Raw genomic sequence first — 19,345 nt, forward strand, 5'->3', positions numbered from 1 at the left:
CAGAGAGCGCTTGAATGACGGATGGGAATAACATCGAGCAATGCGTCGCTGCTGAAGTCATTCGTCAGACTTTGTCGCGCTATTGTCGCTATGTGGATAAAGGCGACAGTCAGCTGTTGTCTGAGTTGTTTCATAAAGATGCTGAGTACCTGCCAATGGCTGGCCGCAGTGCCTATTGTGGTCCACTCGGGGTGCAACAATTCTTTGTAGACCTGCAGACCGAGTTCAGCAATTTGTACCAAGCCGGTGGGCCACGACCACCGCGCTTAAAGCACCATCTGGCCCAGCCCGATATTCAGGCGATCACAGAAGATTTTGCCTGCATTGAAACCCGGTTCTCCGTGTATTCGGACCTAGGGCTTGATCATATTGGTTACTACTGTGACCGCCTGTCTCCTCATGTATCAGGTGATTGGTTGTTTGATTCCAGAGTGATAGTGCTCGACTGGATTGATAGTCGTTCTGTACTCAATATCTTGTCAGGCAGAGATAGCGCCTGACACTAACTCAATTTTTTTGGAGCTATGCAATGCATCCTAGTATTCATGCCAAGGAACGCCCCAATGCCGCTGCTATTATTATGGCGGAGAGTGGTGAGGTCACCAGCTATGCGCAACTGGAACAGCGCTCGAATCAGGGTGCCCAGCAGTTTCGCGCGCTGGGCTTAAAGCCGGGTGATGGTATAGCGATCTGGATGCATAATTCTGCCAGCTTTCTTGAAATCAGCTGGGCAGCCCAGCGTTCGGGCTTGTATTTTACCCCGATTTCTACCCACTTAACCTTGGCCGAAGCCGCTTATATCATTAAAGACTGCGGCGCGGCCTTGTTGATAGGCTCACCGGATTTACCGGGAGTGGAGGAGTTAATCGCTAAGGGTGTCGCTGCCGAATTTGGCGAGCAATTTCAGTTTTTTGTGGACGGCGAATCAGCAACCTTGCCAAGCTGGCCACAAGCCATTGCCACCCTATCCAGTGAGCGGATTAGCGACGAAACTGCCGGTCAGTATATGGTGTATTCATCGGGTACCACCGGTAAGCCCAAGGGCGTACAGCTTCCTTTAAGTGGTGCGCCAGCGGATCAGCCTCTGCCATTTGTTGCCATGCAACGGGAGCAATACGGCGTATCCGAGAGCAGCGTGTATCTGTCTCCAGCACCGCTTTACCATGCCGCACCATTGGTCTTCAGTATGACTGTGCAGAGTATTGGTGGCTGTGTGGTGATCTGCGAAAAGTTTGAACCAGTGGCATTGCTGGCGGCAGTTGAACGTTTTCATGTCAGTCATATGCAAATGGTGCCGACCATGTTTGTGCGCCTGTTAAAATTGCCCGAGGTGCAACGCAGCGGCTTTGATTGCTCCAGCCTGGAGTGCGTTATTCATGCTGCGGCACCGTGTCCGGTGCCTATCAAACAACAGATGATTGATTGGTGGGGGCCGATTCTTTATGAATATTACGGCGGCTCTGAAGGTAATGGCGCAACCTATATTACTTCTGAAGAATGGTTAAAAAAACCGGGCTCCGTGGGTCGTGCCCAGTGGGGCATTCTCCATATCTGCGACGAAGAGGGTGAGGAGTTGCCCGCAGGCCAGCAGGGTATTGTCTATTTTGAAGGTGGCTTTGATTTTAAATACAAAAATGACGAGGCTAAAACCAAAGACGCTCGCAATCCCAAACATCCCGGTTGGTCGACCTTGGGTGACATAGGCTATCTCGACGAGGATGCTTATTTATTTTTAACTGATCGCAAGAGCTTTATGATCATTTCTGGTGGGGTCAATATCTACCCTCAAGAAATTGAAAATATGTTAACCGTGCACCCCAAGGTCATGGATGTGGCGGTGTTTGGTGTACCCAATGCCGATTTTGGTGAAGAAGTGAAAGCCGTGGTGCAGCCCGTAAATTGGAATGAGGCCGGGGATGCTTTAGCCGAAGAGCTGATGGCTTACTGCCATCAACAACTCTCCGCCATTAAGTGCCCCCGTAGCATCGATTTTGATGCGGCATTACCACGAATGGATAATGGCAAGCTGTATAAAAAGGCATTGCGGGATCGTTATTGGTAATCAGTAGATAATTAAGCGTGGGTTGGGTGGGCTAATTTATGCGTTTTTGCTGCACCAGCTCCGCAAGGGCGCACAACGGTAGCTCGCTAGGGTTTTAAGATCTTTGTGCGAGTGAATATACCTTCTCAGGAAGAGGTTGATGAGGGTTTGATGGGAAATCCTTTTCTTCGGTATGTTGTTTGAAATACTTAATGCGGCCCTCATTAAGCCACATAGTGACTTGCTTCTAGCGTTTTTGGCATTTCGTCATCCCGGACGTATAGCGATCCGGGATCCAGTTGCTCGGGGTTAAATGTAATCGGGCAATTATCGTTACCAGCTTTGCTATAACGAATAAATCGTGTTTCGATAAAGCCCGCTGGACGTAGTCTTGTACTGTAGTCTTTATCCGCTGCTTATCCGAGTTTGAAACCATTTTTTAATAGTCTGCAATTAATTTTCGTAATTCAATCAAGCTAACTTTATAGCTTGAAGTACGTGGCAATTCATCAACAAAATAATAGGCGCTGGGAATTTCTGGTGCGCTCAGATGTTCACGAGCAAAGCGGTTTAATTCCTTGTCACTTGGTTGCTGCTGACCTGCTTTGAGCACAAGGGCGGCAATCGGGATTTGTCCTAGTCGGGGGTCGTCTACCCCGATTACGGCGGCGTCAGCAAGGGCGGGATGACGACGTAATTGTTCGGCAATCAGCAGTGGCGCTAATTTAAAACCACCACGAAAAATAGTTTCTTCCAATCTGCCTTTAAACCACATGAAGCCGTCTTCGTCGATACGAGCCTGATCTGATGTGGCGATCCAGTCAGGGCCAACCCGATCAACCCTGGCTTCTAGTCTACCCACCTCGTTTGTGGCTAGTACATTGCCATTGTCTGGGTTGGTGATGCGTAATGCCACGCCGGGTAAAGCGCGGCCGCAGCTGCCCATTTTACTGGCGGAGTACTCTGTCAATTCTGCCATCGACCAGCTGGTAATTACGCCACAAAATTCACTGGCGCCATAGCTCAGGTTAACTGGGATACCTAAGTCATTTTGAAAGTACGCCTGCACTTCGCGGTCTAGTGGTGCGGCGCCGGTGCGAACCACTTTAATACTGCTAAAAACTTCACGGGGTAATTGACGTTGGCGCAGGGCGGCCATTGCGGCGGGTGGGATGTCGGCGGCCGCTGGTCGGAAGCGCTGCACAATGGCTAGCCAATCGTCTAATTGGAATTTTTCCAGAATCGCCATTGGCAGGCCCATGGCAAGGGCGGGCATGCTGGCATAAACGCCGCTGATATTACTCAGCGGCAATACTGAAATAATCGGTGCGGGTTGGCTGGCGTTGGCATTCATTTGTGTCAATGCCTGCTTGGCGGCTTCCGTGCTGGCGGCAAGATTGTGACGGCTTAGTTGGATACGCTTTGGTGCGCCGGTAGTGCCGCTACTCAGGGTTTCGATGGCGGTATCGCTGCAGTTTGGATTTTGGTCGTCGGTAGATGGGATTGGAGTGTTTGCGTTCGGAGTAGGTTTATCCGGACAGTGGCGCAGCTCCAACTTGGCATCGGTGATGGCAATACCTAAGCAGCCAAGTTCTTGCACTGCGCTGAGCAGCTCCTCGTTCCAGTCCTGTTGATCGGCAATAACGGCTCGGTAGCCTTCCTTACAGAGTTCGGTAACGATTTTGCTGGTGGATTGGTAACAGTGAATCATTGATGCGCAACGATCGCTTATCAACAGCCCCCACAGGCAAGTGATATGGAGGGGGCGGGTACGAGCAATAAACGCAACCCGGTGCACGTCGCCGCCAGGATGTTGATTTAGTAGTGTGTTCAATGTGTGGATAGTGCTGCTGACATCTTGCCAGCTATAGGTCTGATCATTGAAATAAAACGCCGTCTCCTCAGCTCTGCATTGTGTCAGGGCGTTACTGAGATTGCTTGCGAGTGCAGATGAAATCGTGTGCGTGAGTGTCATAGGTCACCGATTGAGGGCTTGCGTATAAGCTAGCCTGGCATTTGGCTAGGATATTTAAGCCGAACAGGTTTTATTGTTATTAAAATTTAATGATTATGTGTCATTTATTGTATCGCTTAAGCTAATGAGGAAAAAGTCTCTCGCTGTATTTAAAGAATATAGGCATATATGAAAGCCATTTGCTCGAGTCGGTTTGTTGAATGGAAGCTGATTATGTGTTAGTTTTTGCATTAAATTGATGCCTGTTTGTTCGTTTGTGCTGGCCTTGCAGCCGCAGCATTGGGTACATGCAAATTTCTTTATTGGCTTGGAGTGTATCGCGTGGGTTTTGAATACGAAAAAATTAAAAATTGGCCGATCCCAGAGGGTTACCAGGATTATTCTGAGAACGACTGTATTTTGTACGCGCTGGCTGTTGGTGCAGGCGCAGGCGACCCCGAGGCTGATCTGAATTTGCTCTACGAGAAAAAACTGGATGTACTGCCGACAATGGCAGTGACCATGGCATCTCAGGGCACTATGTGGGTTGCTGACCCCAAGACCGGTATCGATTTGAGCAAGCTGCTGCATGGCGAGCAGTATCTGACAATACATAAGCCACTGCCGGCAAAGGGCTCGGTAAAAAGCCGCAGCTATGTACAAGAGATTTACGATAAGGGCGTGGAGAAGGGTTCGGTCATGATGTTGGCGCGAGAAATTAGCGACGCCGACAGTGGAGACTTGTTGGCCACCTGTACCTCAGCGGTATTTTTGCGGGGCAACGGCGGTTGCGGCGGTCCCCAGAGCGGTCAGCCGGTGCCGCAGCCTATTCCAGAACGCGATCCTGACGCGGTGGTTAATGCGATTAGTCGTGAGGAGCAGGCAGCGTTGTATCGCTTAACTGGCGACACAAATCCACTGCATATCGACCCTAAATTTGCGGCGATGGGTGGCTTCCCCAAACCCATTTTGCATGGCCTTTGTACTTACGGCTTTGCTGCGCGGGCGGTGATTTCAGCAGTTTGTGATGGCGATCCAGCGCGTCTACGCAAGTTTAATCTGCGCTTTGCCAGCCCGGTGTTTCCGGGTGAAACCTTGCGCACTGAAATCTGGAAAGAGGGCGACGGTAAAGCAGCATTCCGTACCTTTGTTGTTGAACGGGAGTTGCTGGTCTTAAATAACGGCTATGCAGAGTTTGATCCCGCATAATTAGTTGAGGGTTAGCGGTCGACGGAATAACGATTAAGTAACTTTCAAAAAGACGATATAAGTAATAGATAGGGCGGCACACGACGTGATTGCAATTAGTGAAGATTTACAGGCGATTAAAGATCAGGCAGCACGCTTTCTGAATGAGCGGGCTGACCCCGAATACTTGAAAGTCTTATTAGATAGTCCCGCCTCCTTTGATCGTGAAAGCTGGGCCAGTATGGCCGATATGGGCTGGCCAATGTTAGCTGTGGATGAGGCTCAAGGTGGCTTGGGCTTAGGCTTGCGGGGCTTAGCGGTGCTCGCTGAGGAGATGGGACGAACCACGGTGTCGCTGCCATTATTGGCGGTGTATCAGCTGGCTAAAATTATTAAACAAAACACTGCAGATGACGGTTTATTTGAAGTGTTAGAAGCACTGATGATCGGCAGCAGGGTTGCTTGTTTTGTCTGCGGCACCCCTTTGCAATTAATTGAGGGTAAGTTGCAGGGTCGCAGTGCTGCCACAACATTTGCCGCCGTGGCTGATTACGCCATAGTGCTGGCCAATGATGAGGGTCAGCAAAAAATCGTGCTGGTTAATCTGGCAGATACGACAGTCGCAAAGGAGCCGGTGTCAGCAATTGATCAGGCCCGTGGGCAGGCGCGACTGAATTTTTCTGCTAGCGATGTTCAGGTTCTCGCCAGTGATAATGCCGATCAGGTTTATGCTGACTGCCTCGCAGTGGCAGCGTTATTAACGGCGGTGGAACAGAGTGCAGGCGCAGAAGCGGCTATGTTATTGGCTCGTGACTATGCGCTGGAACGCAAGGTTTTTGGTCAAACTTTGGGTGCCTTGCAGGCTATTAAGCACAAAATTGCCGATATGTACTGGCGTATAGAATTGGCTCGAGGTTGTGTAGATGATGCTCTACTTGCCTATGAGGCGGAAGATGACAGCTGGCGGGAGTTGGCGGCGGCGTCGCGGGTGGCTGCAATTGAAGCTTATGAATTCAGTGCTAAAGAATGTATGCAGACCTTTGGTGGTCTGGGATCAACTTGGGAGGGTTTGCCCCAGCATCATTATCGTCGCTCACGGGTGCTGGCTCTGGAATTAGGGAGTCGCCTGGAATGGCGAGAGCGCTTTTTTAGTTATCGTCTTGCCGACAGTGGCAATGAGCGTGAACCTATTGAGGCTCTGCCTGAGCTGGGAGCTTATCGCCAGCAAGCCCGTAAATGGTTGGCAGAAAATGCGCCTGCTTTTTCAGGTGATGTGCGTAAGGGCTTGAGCTTTGAAGAAGACCTCGCTCTTGGCCGCCAGTGGCAGGCCCGAAAAGTGGAAGGGGGCTTTGCCTGCATCAATTTGCCAGCTGAATACGGCGGTGCCGGTCTTACCGAATTACACAAAATTGTGTTTGGCGAAGAAGAACTCAAATACCTTTTACCCACCGAATATTTTGTTATCAGCACTGCGCAGTTAATGGCGATTTTTCTGCGTTATGCCCCGGAGGAAGCACGCAACGACTTGGGTCCAAAAGCGATTCGTGGTGAGCAGATCTGGTGTCAGATGTTTTCAGAGCCCGGTGCGGGTTCAGATCTTGCCGCTGTACGTTTGAAGGCAGAGCGTCATAGTCAGGACGGTGTGGATGGTTGGTTGCTAAACGGTCAAAAACTGTGGACCAGCTGGGCTCAAGTGGCCGACTGGGGTTTTATTGTTGCCCGCACCAATAGTGACGGTCCCAAACACGCTGGCATTACCTGTTTTTACGCCGATATGCACAGTGATGGCATCAGTGTGCGTCCCATACGTCGCATGGCGGGCCATGACGATGTGAACGAAGTGTTCTTTGATAATGTATTTATTCCTGACACCCAGCGTCTGGGTGAAGAGGGCCGCGGTTTTGCGGTGGCGATGGAGATGCTCATGATTGAGCGGGTTGCCGGTGTGTACGATGAAAGCATTGGTGGAATGTCTCTTAATGCCTTATTTGAGCATGCCCAACAATATGACATTGCAGGTGCACCGGCTATCGCTGACGGGGAAATTCGCGCTACTTTGCTAGAAGCCTATATTGAACGTCAGGGTTTGCGGTCTATTTATCGCCGAGGCATGGCTGCGGTGGGTAACGGGCAAGAACCTGGTCCAGAAGCGGGTATTCGCAAGCTGATTATGGGGCGTGCTCGGCAGCGGTTGGGCGCGCTGGCATTGGACTTAATGGGGCCGGATGGTGTTGAGATGAACCCGGATGGTGATTTCAGAACCGATTTTGCTTGGTCGTGGATTGATCCTGCAGGACGAATTGCTGGTGGCACAGATGAAGTATTGTTAAATACCATTGCCGAGCGGGTGTTGGGTCTTCCCCAAGATCACCGCCCTGATAAAAATAAACCGTTTAAAGAACTGAGCTAATTTTATGGCAAATACCTATTCCGAAAAGCAGTGTGTGATCTCTGGTGTGGGCCAGTCAGAAATTGGGCGCCGGCTGCCTCGCAATGGCTTGCAGCTCACGGTCGATGCGGTGAAGCAAGCTCTTGATGATGCGGGTTTATCCCGTAGTGATATTGACGGGGTATCCAGCTGGCCGGGGCAAATGCAACACGCGGCGCCGGGTTTCTCGCCAGTCTCAATCACCGATTTACGCGAGGCCATGGACCTCAAGCTCAGCTGGTATAACGCGGGTATTGAGTCGACCCAAATGTCAGCCATTATTAATGCGTGTATGGCAGTGGCTAGCGGTCAGGCGCGACATGTTATTTGCTTTCGTACCATGACCGAGGCCAGCGCCATGGCTAAGGGGACGCGCTCCAGTGTGCAGGGCACTGGCAGCCAGCGCATCAGTGGACCGTTTCAGTGGCAGCTGCCCTTTGGCGCCTTTTCGGCCAGTAGCTGGGTGGCGATGGTGGCGTCTCGTTATATGCATGAATTTGGCGCAACGCGGGACCAGCTTGGCCAGATTGCGGTAAATGCGCGTAGCAATGCGGTTCTGAACGAGCGCGCGGTCTACCGCGATCCGCTGAGTATGGATGACTATCTGGCATCGCGGATGATTTCAGATCCGCTGTGTTTATTTGATTGCGATGTGCCAATTGATGGCTCTACTGTAATTATTATTTCCCATAAAGATTGCGTGCCCGATTTAAAATCTACGCCTGTTCATATTGAAGCTGTTGCGGGTCCTCTTTATGGTCGCGACAGTTGGGATCAGCAAGATGATCTCACCCGTTTTGGTGCAGAAGATGCGGGTAAAATGCTGTGGTCTCGCACCGACTTTAGTCCTAAAGATGTCGACCTGGCGGAGCTTTACGATGGCTTTAGCTTTTTAACCCTGCTGTGGCTTGAGGGCCTGGGTTTTTGCGGCCGGGGCGAAGCGGCGGCTTTTGTTGAGGGCGGCAAACGAATTGCTCGGGATGGCGAGTTGCCTCTGGCTACCCACGGCGGCCAGCTGTCAGCGGGGCGGACCCACGGTTTAGGATATTTTCACGAGGCGGTAAAACAACTGCGGGGCGAAGCGGGCAATCATCAGTTGAGTGGCGAGAGGAAGTTGGCGGTCGTGAGTAATGGGGGCGGCAATCTTGCCGGTGCAGCATTATTGCGCCGTGACTAAAAAGAGCAAAGTACCTAGGCCGATAATAGGTTCTTACTGCGAAATCTAACATCGATACTCAGACGAAAAGATGGGTAAATTTAATGACTGACACACATTCTTCAGAAACAAATGCTCCAGAAAAAACAATGGGCCCCGTACCCGAGCTGGATGAACTGAATAGTTTTTTTTGGACTTCTGGCGCCGACGGTCAACTACGGATGCAGTATTGCGAAGATTGTCAGTATTGGCAGCATCCCCCTAGCGTTTGTTGTCGAAAATGCTTAAATGAAGATATCGCTCCCAAACCGATGTCTGGCACCGGTACAGTGGCAGCGCTTACGGTTAACCGCATGCCGTGGATCCCGGGCTTAAAAATTCCTTATCTTCTAGTGATTGTCGAATTGGACGAACAGCAGGGATTGCGTTTAACTTCGGCCATGCCAGCCGCCGAGCCTGGCAGTGTCAGTATTGGCGATAAGGTGAAGGTGTCTTTTGAACAGCGCGAAGATGTCTGGATGCCGTTTTTTGCGTTGCAATAAGCGCGACTTTTGAAGGCTGCTGATATTCCTAAGGGAGTATCAGCAGCGTAGTTTTAGTCTGTTGGCCAGTTGGTGAGAGTATCAATATATTGCTGGCGCACCTCATTTATCTTTTGTTCTAGCGTATCCAGTGTCCAGTCTTCTACCGATATGGGTGGCAACACCGCAACATCAACGGTGCCGGGGCTCATAACTGCGGCATCTCGGGCGGCAATCATCTCGGCATTGCGAAATACAATGGGCACCACAGGAATGCCCGCTGCCATTGCCATACGAAATCCTCCTTTTTTAAAGTCGCCAACCAGTTCGGTATCGACTCGGTTACCCTCAGGGGCAAGGCAGATCGAAATGCCTTTGCGGGCCAGTTCTTCAATGGGTTTTAGTGCCTCTACTGAGGCTTTGGAGTCAGCCCGGTCGATAAAGGCGACATCGGCCAATTTACCGATGGTGCCGGTGAGCCAGTGATCTTCCAGTTCTTTTTTGCCCACGCCGGTAAAGTCTTTCTCAATAAGCTTGGCGGCCATAAAAGCGTCGTAGTTGTTGCGATGGTTAAAAATAAAAACAGCTGGCCGCTGCGCCCAGAGGTGTTTGTGGCCTACCACATTGAGCTTAACCCCGTTGATTTTAAACATGCGGTCAATCCAGCGGGGTGAAGCGTAATTTAAAATTGCCCGCTTATCTCGCTTGAGTAACCCCAGGCCGACGCCAATAGCGGCAAATGGCAATATACTCATGACTCCGGCGGTTGATCGTAATGCACCATTGTTTTTACGACTGACAAAACGTTGGATGGGCCAACCTCGGGATTTGGCTATTCGGCTTAACTGTTTGCCGGGGTTGGTTGGCCGGGGATGGCCAACCAGATGCATAAGCGCTTCATCTTCGTCGCCATCGGCGTAAAAAAAACAGTCGCGTAATTGGCTCTGATGCTGCTCCGCAAAGCGCTGTGCGGCCTGGGCTTTACCTTTCCCCCAAATGAGTGGTTTTGCGAGCTCGCCTGTGAGCAGGTCATCGTCGAGGATAAAGCGATTACAAAGCACATGTTCAATGCCTAAAAAGCGGGCGATGGGATCTGCCTGATAGCAGGTGGCAGAGGAAGACAATATAACGGTGTGCCCCTGCTGCTGATGCGCTTTGATGATTTTGCGCATTTCCGGGTAGATCAGGTTAATGATCTTTTTATTGAACAGCAGCTCACCCATAGTCATAAGGTCAAGGTGGCATCGCCCTTTCCAGGCATCGGCGCCAATTTGCAAAAGGTCTTCAAAATCGGCTTTGCCAACAGCGGTATTAATAGCGGTGTTTATGGTGCGCAAAAATTCTTGCAAGCTAATTTCTTTATTTTTTAAACGTTGTTTACTGAGATGGGCGGCAGAGAAACCGGCAATAATAGTGCCGTCCAAATCAAAAAACGCACATACCGATGGACCCGTTTGGGACGTGTGAATAGTACGCAAGGTGGACGCCAATGCCTGTTCTGTCTGTATCATGATTTCCTTCCTTTGGCGGTGGCTGCTTTGGTGGTAATGGCTTTTTTAGCTGCCGGTTTTCGGCGAGGGGGAGTTTTTTTATTTGCAGACTGAACCGCTGGTTTGGATGCTGGCTTAAGCAAGGCCGTAAACTCTTCATGAAGGCATTGCATCAATAAATCAGGTTGGCTGATAGCTGCGGTATCGCAGTGGCTGCCGATATAACACACCCCGTTGTGGGACATCATGACAAGCATCAGAGGAATGCCGGGCAGCGGGCCAAAGGGGTACATTTTAATAATTTTGCTTCCGGCAATATAAGATGGTTCTTTCAGACCGGGAACATTTGATGCCTGCACATCTACCTGGCTGGCAAGCTCGCCTAATTCCTGAAGTGCGGTAGCGGGTAAATGAACCAACAGCGGGGCGATGCGGTTGAGAATATTAATGGCCGGCTCGGCTATGGCTTGTTGAACCTGGGTTTGAATATTGTTTATACGGTTTTTAGGATCGGCATGGTTGAGTGGCAGGGTAATTCGGGCCGCTGCAAAATGATTGCCGCCATCGCTGTCATTCGCGGTACGTAAATTAACCGGCATGGCCAGTGGCAGGTTTTCGATCTCGCAATCGAGTGCAGAGTGATAGCGATGAAGACCGCCAGCAATCGCGGCAATATAAATATCATTGACGCTGGCATTGAATGCCTTGGCGCAATCTTTAAGCTCAGCGAGGGGATATTCGAGTACATCCAGACGACGACTTAGGCTGCGGCGCATTAGCAGTGGTGAGGCAGGGCTAGTGTCGCTGCTGAGAATGCGTTTGGCCGACTGCCATTGCTGTTTAATTTCTTCAATGCGTTTGCCTGGGTGTTGCAGGAGGTTTTTGCTGCCGCTGAGGCCTTTGTAAAAGGTGTTTTTGAGGCCAGGTAGTGCCGAGGTTAAAGCGCGGTTTAGTCCGCGTCGGCTCAAGGTTATTGCATTAAGATCTTCCGGTATTGGTTCAGGAATAGGGGATCTGAGAGGGGCTTCTCTGCTCGTATTAAACAGTAACTTTAGCAACATAAGCCCACCCATGCCGTCGGACACGGCATGGTGCATTTTAATCAGCAACGCTGCTTTGGCAGTTTGCTCAGTCAGGCCTTCCAGCAGAACCACCTCCCACAATGGTCGCTGGGTGTCCATTGGTGCAGAGAGAAACTGCTTAGCTGTATCGAGTACATTGCGCATTTTACCGGGGCTGGCGACACTATAGCGGCGCAGGTGGTAGTCCAGATTGAAGTCGGGATCGACAACCCAGCGAGGTGATGTGGTGGCAATGGCGGGGGTGACAATATGTTGACGAAGACGAATAAACTGGCGGCTGGCGTAGTCAAAGCTGTCTCGCAACTGATCAAAGTCGGGCACGTCATCGAGCATGGCAATAGATAGCATGGCGCTGCGGGTTTTTACCGAGGCTTCACCTCGCAGCATTAATAGTTCAAGGGCGTCGACCTCGTCTTTAAAATAATGTTGCTTATCAGTCATGATTTTTAACTCGATTAAAAAAGCGTTGGTTAAAGTTGCGTCGCGCAGAGTTGAAGCGTTGGTCGCTGAGCTGTAAAAGCGCCTCCAATTCTTCGATATACTCATGCCCTAATCGGGGTTGGTAGCTAGCGTTGTCGTCAATCACTCCACGATTTTCGGCAATCTGTAATCCGGTTTTAAACAGATGTAGTGATGCTGCTTCGGAATGAATAATGCGCTTTTGCAGTAGGTATTGGCGGGCTGTGCCAGCACAAAACTGAAAGAAGTTGGCGTCGCCGACGGTGTTTTTGTCGGCACGTAATTCAAGGCAGACCGCGACCACCCAGTAACTCTCTAAAAAACAACGCAATACGCTGTCGGCGGTGATGGGTTGCATGGCCGCTAGCAGCTCGTGAGTAGTCTCTGGCCCGTCTTCAACCGCTTGCTCCCAGTCTGGGTCGACTTTTAATAAGTGCTCGTTAAGGGTTTTGCGAAATTGATTTTTTTCCAGAAAAAAGAAGTCGAACTTAAGCAGATCTCTAAGTTGAAGTGCCGTTTGCCAAAAAACCGTCAATGAATTGTCGCCGTTGTTATTGGCGGCAGCGGTTAAAGCCAGCTCGGCAATGGCGCTGTCGAGGAAGTGATGAATGATCCAGTTGCGATAGTAAGACGCGGCAACGTGGGCATCGTGGTTAATGGTGTAAACCGCTTCTGGGCCGTCGGTTTCGGCATGAATCAGCCCTTGGCTGATCAGGGCGTCGAGTTCTTCCTGGATACCCTCATCATAGAGTAGTCGTTGGGCGCTGGCCGTCATTGGCGCCTCATTGCGTTTTGTATAAAGAACAAATTCCCGCAGTGCCATTTTAAGTTGTTCAAAACTCAGTGCTTGGCGAAAGGCGCTGAGGGCGGTCATGGTAATCAGAGAAATAGCGGTGATAGGAGTGGCCTGATTAATGCGCCAGGAAATTTCAAAGGCCAGTTTTTGCAATGCTAAATGATATTCGCTGTCGCTAAGTTGACTGGCGTGTTCTGGGCTGCCTAAATAACTGCTCAATGACAAGGGTTGGCCAAATCGAACGTAGATGCGACCAAAGCGACCGTGGGCTGATTTAAAGTAATTGATCATCCATTTCAGATCTTCTTTTTTCTTCGCTACGCCCATGGCCTCACCGGCATAACCTTTCACCTCGTTAAGTTGGTCATAGGTGGTGGAAGCGGGAATCAGCGCAATATCCTCGCAGCGGCCGTCGCGGTAGGCGTCTACCACATATTTTAATAAACCGAGTTTGGGCGGCAGAGATTTGCCGGTGCGGGAGCGGGTGCCCTCTATATACCATTGCAGGCTAAAACGTTTTTCGACCATATAGCCCAGATATTCTTTTAACACCCAGCGGTATACCGGGTCGCTGCGAATATCCCGGCGAATAAAGATCACTCCGGAGCGGCGCATAATATAACCCATCGGCCAGAAGCTCATATTAATGCCGCCAAGGGTGCTGGTGCGGGGGAGGCCGGCTTCGTGCAGTGCGACTGACATGACGCCAACATCCATATTGGAGCGATGTGACGGCAGAATAATAGCGGGTTTACCATTTACCGCAGCGCGTACGGTTTCGATCTGCTGTGGATCAATATCCAATTGCTCAACATAACCGCGGCGATAAAGAATTCGCCCCATTGTTAAATTTACATCCAGCCCCAGTGGCGTAAAACCCGATGCCAATTCTTTTAAGGCTTTGTCGGCCAGGGCTTCGGCCTGGGCGATGGGCAGTTTTTTCTGTTGGGCTAATTGCTGAAGGCCGGTTTGAAAACGGCTGGACGCGCGTATTTCCTCGCGAACCAATTTGGGCATTTTGTACTGGGGGCCAAGGAGTTGTGATGCCGCTCGTTCAAGGGCGAGGGTGGCCCGGCGAACAACAAAATGGGCAAATTCATCTTCAGCATTGCTGGCGCGTTGCTGCTCCCATATCTCCCGTAATTCTGAAATGGTAGCGGGCTCGCCTTCAAGAACGTGAACCCGTTCGGGCTGATATCGGGCGATGAGATATTTAGCATAGGGGTGGGGGGCACGAGGGTCACCAGTGGAGACAAGGTCGCGCAGGTAGACCTGGTGCTTGCCATTGCGTGCTTTGGGGAGCCATGCCACCCGTAGTGGGCACAGTGCAGGGTTGTCGCCTTTTGCCAAACGTTGACGCAGTTGCCATGTGGTGCGGCTAGCGTCCAGTTTGGGATAGTCGATATAGAGCACTTCTATGTTGGCATCGGCTTGCTGGCTCGTCTTTTTTTGCAGCCATGCTTCGATAATCTTCCGTTCTGTTCGCCCACGGGTTTGTGCCAGGAATATTCGGCGTTGGCCGGGGGCGCTTGACTGGCTGGAGTCTGCCGAATGCATGGCTTAAATTCCTGTGTTAGATACGATTATTATGAGTTCTTGTGGTTGCTGGCTACGGTCATGCTGGTATCACCGGTGAGACAATATTGTTGTTTCGGTGGTTAACAAATTGGCGCACTAACTGGTGTGCCTCGGCCACGGCATCGCCGATGCGGCCCATTTGCCTTGCATCGCCAATAAGAGCGCATTCGATATTGTTGTTAAACGCTGAGCTGCTAAGAGCATCGTAAAGCTGATGCTCACGGTCTCGGCCTTGAGCCAAAATGCAGTAAGCGATAGGTCGGGTGATCAGCTCCTTATCCATTTGTAAGTAAGCAATACCTTCGTTGACCCTGGAGAGTTCGCTGTTACAGATTAGCTCTAATTCTGGATTGCTCAATAAACGTTTGAGCAGATCGCCACGATAGATCATTTCTGCAGAGCGGGCGAGCTGGCGAGCAGGGGAGCGACTGGAAAGAATGACTTTATAGCCTCGTTCGATAAGGGCTTCGCAGGTTTCGCAGCCGGTTTCGCCACCGCCCAAGACCAGGATGGGCCCTGTTTCCGGTTTGGGAAGTGAGTGGCTGGCCAGAGAATTTAGCAAGTCGAACGCGTCACAGCTATTGCGTGCATTCAAACCGGCAAAAGTCTGGGGGCGCGAGCGACTGCCTGTGGCAAAAACAACAATATCGGGTTTGCGAGCCACTATCTCTTGCTCATTGATTTGGGCCTGTAGCTCGATATTTACTTTGCTCGCTTGTAGTTGGCGAATTAAATACTGACGGTAGCGTTCCAGCTTGTCTTTAAAAGGGGGCGCGGCAGAAACAATTAATCCGCCACCGAGTTTATCCTGTGCTTCCAGTAAGCTGGTGTCCGCACCTGCCGCTGACAGGCTTAGGGCGGCGTTAATGCCTGCGGGACCGCTGCCTACTACCATTGCCCGGCAGGGTGCCAATAATTGAGGAATGTTGCTGGCGAGTTCACGGCCGGTAACGGGGTTGTTGGCGCAGCGAATACTGTTTTCAGCAAAGCCGTTGGCAACGCAGTAATTGCAGGAGGTGCAGGGAATAATGGCATCTGCATTTCCGGCTTTCGCCTTGTTACTCCATTCAGGGTCTGCCAACAAGGTTCGCCCCAAGGCTATCAGGTCGGCATCGCCATCACGCAACGCTTGTTCGGCGGTATCTGGGTGGCGGATCTGGCCAACGGTAATGATGGGAACATGACATACCTCGCGAATACGGCGGGAATAGGGCAGTCGCCAACCATCGGGGGCAGACATCGGATCCAATACTTTATCAAAGCTCTCTGGGCCGACTCCGGTGGATACATGGAGGGCGTCAATGCCAGCATCCACCAGCATAGGGCAAATTCGCTCCATATCTTTAATGCTCAGCCCGCCGTCGCAAAATTCATCGGCTGACAGGCGGTAGATTAATGGTCGATTACCGATTGCTTGTCTTACCCGGTGAATGACGCGGCGGGGGAATTCCAGTCGACCGGCTTCGTTACCGCCCCATACGTCTTCCCGTTTGTTACTGCGTGGAGACATAAATTGTGTCAGCAAATAGCCGTGGGCACCGTGAAGTTCAACAGCTTGATAGCCTGCTTTAATACCCAGTTCGGCGCTGCGGCCAAAATTGTCGATCATTGCCTCGATCTCAGCGTGGCTCATGCCTTTGCAGACTAACTTGTTAGGGTCTTTGCGAGACCTTATGTCGCAGGGGCCGATTGCTGTGCCGGTTGATAATAAATTTCGCTTGGCGGCAGCGCCGCCGTGCTGTAATTGTAGACAGGCGACGCTACCAGCTGTTTTTATAGCATTTACCAGTGTTTTGTGGCCGGGCAGGTGCAGGGAGCTTTCCAATGTTAACTGGTTGGGTTCAGACTGGCCGGAGGCGAGTTCAACACTGCAAAATTCAACAATAATCATACCGGTGCCGCCATCAGCACGGGCCTTATAAAATGCAATTTGCGCGTCACTAACCAAGCCCTCCGGGGTGCCTAGCTGGGTGGACATGGGCGGCATAACTGTTCTGTTGGGGATATCCAGTTTGCGAATGCGAAGGGGCTTAAAGAGTAGAGGGTAATTCAAGTCGCACTCCTTGGCTTATAAAATTACTGCCATATAGTTAGTTATTCTAATCATTGTGTTGTAGGGATATACACTAACGATTGCATTAAATAATCGGTGGTATTATTATAATAACTGACGTACAGTAAGTTTTAAATGCTTTTGCCAATTAATGTGAGCGTAGAGATGAATAATATAAAAATAGTTAAACGAGAGTTAGGGTGTACCAAAACAATACTGGCCATGTGTATCGCTGCGGCATCTGCGCAGAGCATTGCACAAGAACAGGCCAAGGGGCGCGTTATAGAAGAGGTGATCGTGACCGCCCAGAAAAGAGCACAGGCAGTCTCGGATGTGCCTCTTTCTATTCAGGCACTAACGGCAGATAAATTGGAGTCAGAGCGATTTGAATCGCTGGCGGACCTTAAGCTTATCTCCCCCAGCTTTACCTATAGTCAGGGTTCGGCAGGTAACTTCTCTAACTCAATCTCTATGCGCGGCTTGGGCTCCTTTTCCTTTGAGGGCGGGGTACAGCCCAGTGTATCTACCGTAGTTGATGGCGTTGCCTTGGCTAGAACAATAGAGTTTAGTTCAGATTTGGGTGATATCGAGCGGATCGAGGTTATTTCTGGGCCTCAGGGGACCCTGTTTGGCCGTAACTCCATCGGTGGCGCGTTGAACATTGTGCGTAAAGGACCATCGGAAGAGTTTGCTGCTGAAGTGGAAGTGGCTGCTACCGACGACGATGAGACCATAACCAAAGCCATGGTTAACGGGGCGCTGTCGGACAGTGTGCAAGGCCGGTTGAATGTGTTCTTTAAAGATAGAGACGGACATATTAAAAACCTTCATCCCAGTCATGGTGATGTGGGAGGTGAAGAAAGCCGCGGCTTGATGGCAAAGTTAAATTTCGATGTGAACGATGATCTGAGTGTGTTGTTTAGTTTTGACTACGTCGATACCGAAACCGGAGGAAGCCCATTGGTTACCTTTGGGCTGGATACCCTGTATCCCGGTGCTCAGGCGCGTCTGGTGGCGCTGGGCAATGGTGATGCGGCCAAAGGTCAGCAAGTGCTTGACGATCCATTCACCATTAATGCGAATACCGAGCATTTCACGGACTACGTTCAGCGAGGGTTTGTGGCAGATGTAACCTGGCAGCTGAATGAACAGTGGCAAATGAAGTCGATCAGCGCCTTGCGTTCGTCTGAGCAGGCCTTTAACCAGGATATCGACTCCTCTCCTGCTTCCATGGGCAATCTGGATAGCACTACGGCGACGGTAGCCGTCGGTGGCAGCACTTTCGGAATGTTCGGTGTGTACCTCGATGGCACAAATCTCTCTCCTCTGGGGGATTCGGGTATCGAGAACGAAATTGAGTACTTCACTCAGGAGTTGCGGTTTGAGTATCAGAGCGCAGAGATGAGTGTTGTGACCGGTGTGTATCTGCAAGATTACCAGGAAGACGGTGTTGCCGATGTGCCGCTATGGATTCGTGCCGCACCGCCGCTGCCTACTCCTATTATCCAGTCTGATCCTTACACCAATGACTATGAGCAGCAGAGCTGGGCCGTTTTCAGTGATGTAACCTATGATCTTTCTCAAACGGTTCAGTTATTTGCGGGCCTGCGTTGGACTGACGAAGAGGCTACCCTCAAGCATAAGCAAAGAAGTTATGTTGCAAGGGATTTCAGTTGTATTGATAACGTCTGTGATGTTGATCTGACCACCGCCTATGTCAATCGGGCATTCGAGTTTGAAAAAGATGGTCACAGTGCAGATTGGTCTGGCCGAGTGGGTGCAAAGTGGGATGTCGCAGAAAACAGTAATCTGTATGCCAGTTATTCCCGTGGTTTTATCGGTATCGGGGTGAACTATACTCGTTCATCCACCCCGGATAATGCCTTCCTGGAGCCTTCTATCGCCGACTCTTTTGAGGTGGGTTTTAAAAGCGATTTTCTTGAGCGCACCCTGCAGGTTCACGGTGCAATTTTCTTGATGAATGTCGACGACATTCAGTCCACCAAGCGTTTGCCGGGTAGCACCCAGACCGCCCCTGTGAATGTGGGCAAGATTCGCAGCCAGGGTCTTGAGCTTAACAGCAGTTGGTTGGCAACAGATCGTTTGATGTTGACTTTGGGGCTGGCTTATACCGATTCCGAGTTTAAGGAATTTGACATGGACTGCTATGTGGGTCAAACCGCAGCGCAAGGGTGTGTCAATGGTGAGCAGGATCTGAGTGGCGAGCGTGCGCCCCAGGCTCCTGAGCTGAAATACACGGTGTCTGCTAACTATGAGCTACCGTTGGCCAGCCTTCCCTTTAATGGCTACGGTAATGTCAGCTATGTTTGGCAATCTGAAACAGCGGCTGAGCTGTCTCTTGATCCACGCCTGATGCAAGATGAATACGGTTTGCTTAATGTGAGTTTCGGCATCCGTGATAAGAAAGAACGCTATGAGGTCTCGGTGTTTGGTAAGAACGTGACTGACAAGTATTACTCGCTGAGCCGCGGTCAAGCAGACCCAGTGGGCGGCTACTTCCAGTTCACCACCCGGGGTGCTCAGGCTTACTGGGGAATTGCAGCGAAATATCGATTCTAGTTCTGATGTTGTACCTGGC

12 protein-coding genes are annotated in these 19,345 nt (G+C 50.8%); 7 read left to right on the top strand and 5 right to left on the bottom strand.

Translation table 11 applies throughout. The features are described 5' to 3' along the window. Positions 1-14 precede the first annotated feature (14 nt). Both IMCC21906_RS04855 and IMCC21906_RS04860 read left to right on the top strand, forming a co-directional pair. Entirely contained in the window at positions 15-500 is a 486-nt protein-coding gene (locus IMCC21906_RS04855; RefSeq protein WP_047011227.1) for a nuclear transport factor 2 family protein, read from the top strand. Positions 501-529: 29 nt separating this feature from the next. Next, the gene (locus IMCC21906_RS04860) at positions 530-2,062 is read left to right on the top strand and encodes an acyl-CoA synthetase (RefSeq protein ID WP_047011228.1); all 1,533 of its coding nucleotides are present in this window, start codon (positions 530-532) and stop codon (positions 2,060-2,062) included. Positions 2,063-2,480: 418 nt separating this feature from the next. Here IMCC21906_RS04860 and IMCC21906_RS04865 read toward each other — a convergent pair whose 3' ends face one another. Then, on the bottom strand, positions 2,481-4,016 hold the full coding sequence (locus IMCC21906_RS04865) for a class I adenylate-forming enzyme family protein (protein ID WP_082117355.1): 1,536 nt from the start codon (positions 4,014-4,016) through the stop codon (positions 2,481-2,483). Between the two features lie 321 nt (positions 4,017-4,337). Here IMCC21906_RS04865 and IMCC21906_RS04870 point away from each other — a divergent pair, with 321 nt between their 5' ends. The 4 genes from IMCC21906_RS04870 (at position 4,338) to IMCC21906_RS04885 (ending at position 9,309) form a co-directional block, all read left to right on the top strand. Further along, complete coding sequence (locus IMCC21906_RS04870) at positions 4,338-5,204, top strand: MaoC/PaaZ C-terminal domain-containing protein (RefSeq protein WP_047011229.1); 867 nt, start codon at positions 4,338-4,340, stop codon at positions 5,202-5,204. An 85-nt stretch (positions 5,205-5,289) separates the two neighbouring features. Beyond that, on the top strand, positions 5,290-7,593 hold the full coding sequence (locus tag IMCC21906_RS16615; RefSeq protein WP_082117356.1) for an acyl-CoA dehydrogenase: 2,304 nt from the start codon (positions 5,290-5,292) through the stop codon (positions 7,591-7,593). A 4-nt stretch (positions 7,594-7,597) separates the two neighbouring features. After that, complete coding sequence (locus IMCC21906_RS04880; protein ID WP_047011230.1) at positions 7,598-8,788, top strand: thiolase family protein; 1,191 nt, start codon at positions 7,598-7,600, stop codon at positions 8,786-8,788. Positions 8,789-8,871: 83 nt separating this feature from the next. Then, complete coding sequence (locus IMCC21906_RS04885; protein ID WP_197085952.1) at positions 8,872-9,309, top strand: Zn-ribbon domain-containing OB-fold protein; 438 nt, start codon at positions 8,872-8,874, stop codon at positions 9,307-9,309. Between the two features lie 53 nt (positions 9,310-9,362). Here IMCC21906_RS04885 and IMCC21906_RS04890 read toward each other — a convergent pair whose 3' ends face one another. Genes IMCC21906_RS04890 through IMCC21906_RS04905 form a run of 4 tightly spaced genes read right to left on the bottom strand, consistent with a single transcriptional unit; the run spans position 9,363 to position 16,746 of the window. Then, positions 9,363-10,799, bottom strand: coding sequence for an HAD-IB family hydrolase (locus tag IMCC21906_RS04890; RefSeq protein WP_047013144.1), 1,437 nt, complete (start codon positions 10,797-10,799; stop codon positions 9,363-9,365). Next, positions 10,796-12,301 carry a wax ester/triacylglycerol synthase domain-containing protein gene (locus IMCC21906_RS04895; protein WP_052763370.1) on the bottom strand — a complete coding sequence of 502 codons (1,506 nt, stop codon included), beginning with the start codon at positions 12,299-12,301 and terminating at the stop codon, positions 10,796-10,798. Before IMCC21906_RS04895 ends, IMCC21906_RS04890 begins: the two co-directional genes overlap by 4 nt. Next, complete coding sequence (locus IMCC21906_RS04900) at positions 12,294-14,672, bottom strand: glycerol-3-phosphate 1-O-acyltransferase (protein ID WP_052763371.1); 2,379 nt, start codon at positions 14,670-14,672, stop codon at positions 12,294-12,296. The genes IMCC21906_RS04895 and IMCC21906_RS04900 overlap by 8 nt, the downstream gene beginning before the upstream one ends. Before the next feature lie 58 nt (positions 14,673-14,730). Further along, positions 14,731-16,746, bottom strand: a complete 2,016-nt coding sequence (locus IMCC21906_RS04905; RefSeq protein ID WP_047011232.1) for an FAD-dependent oxidoreductase — start codon at positions 16,744-16,746, stop codon at positions 14,731-14,733. A 165-nt stretch (positions 16,747-16,911) separates the two neighbouring features. Between IMCC21906_RS04905 and IMCC21906_RS04910 the strand changes: the two genes are divergently transcribed. Further along, positions 16,912-19,326 carry a TonB-dependent receptor gene (locus IMCC21906_RS04910; protein WP_197085953.1) on the top strand — a complete coding sequence of 805 codons (2,415 nt, stop codon included), beginning with the start codon at positions 16,912-16,914 and terminating at the stop codon, positions 19,324-19,326. Positions 19,327-19,345: the final 19 nt, after the last annotated feature.

Origin of the sequence: Spongiibacter sp. IMCC21906, assembly GCF_001010805.1 — a bacterium.
In the GTDB taxonomy this organism is placed as follows: Bacteria; Pseudomonadota; Gammaproteobacteria; order Pseudomonadales; family Spongiibacteraceae; genus Spongiibacter.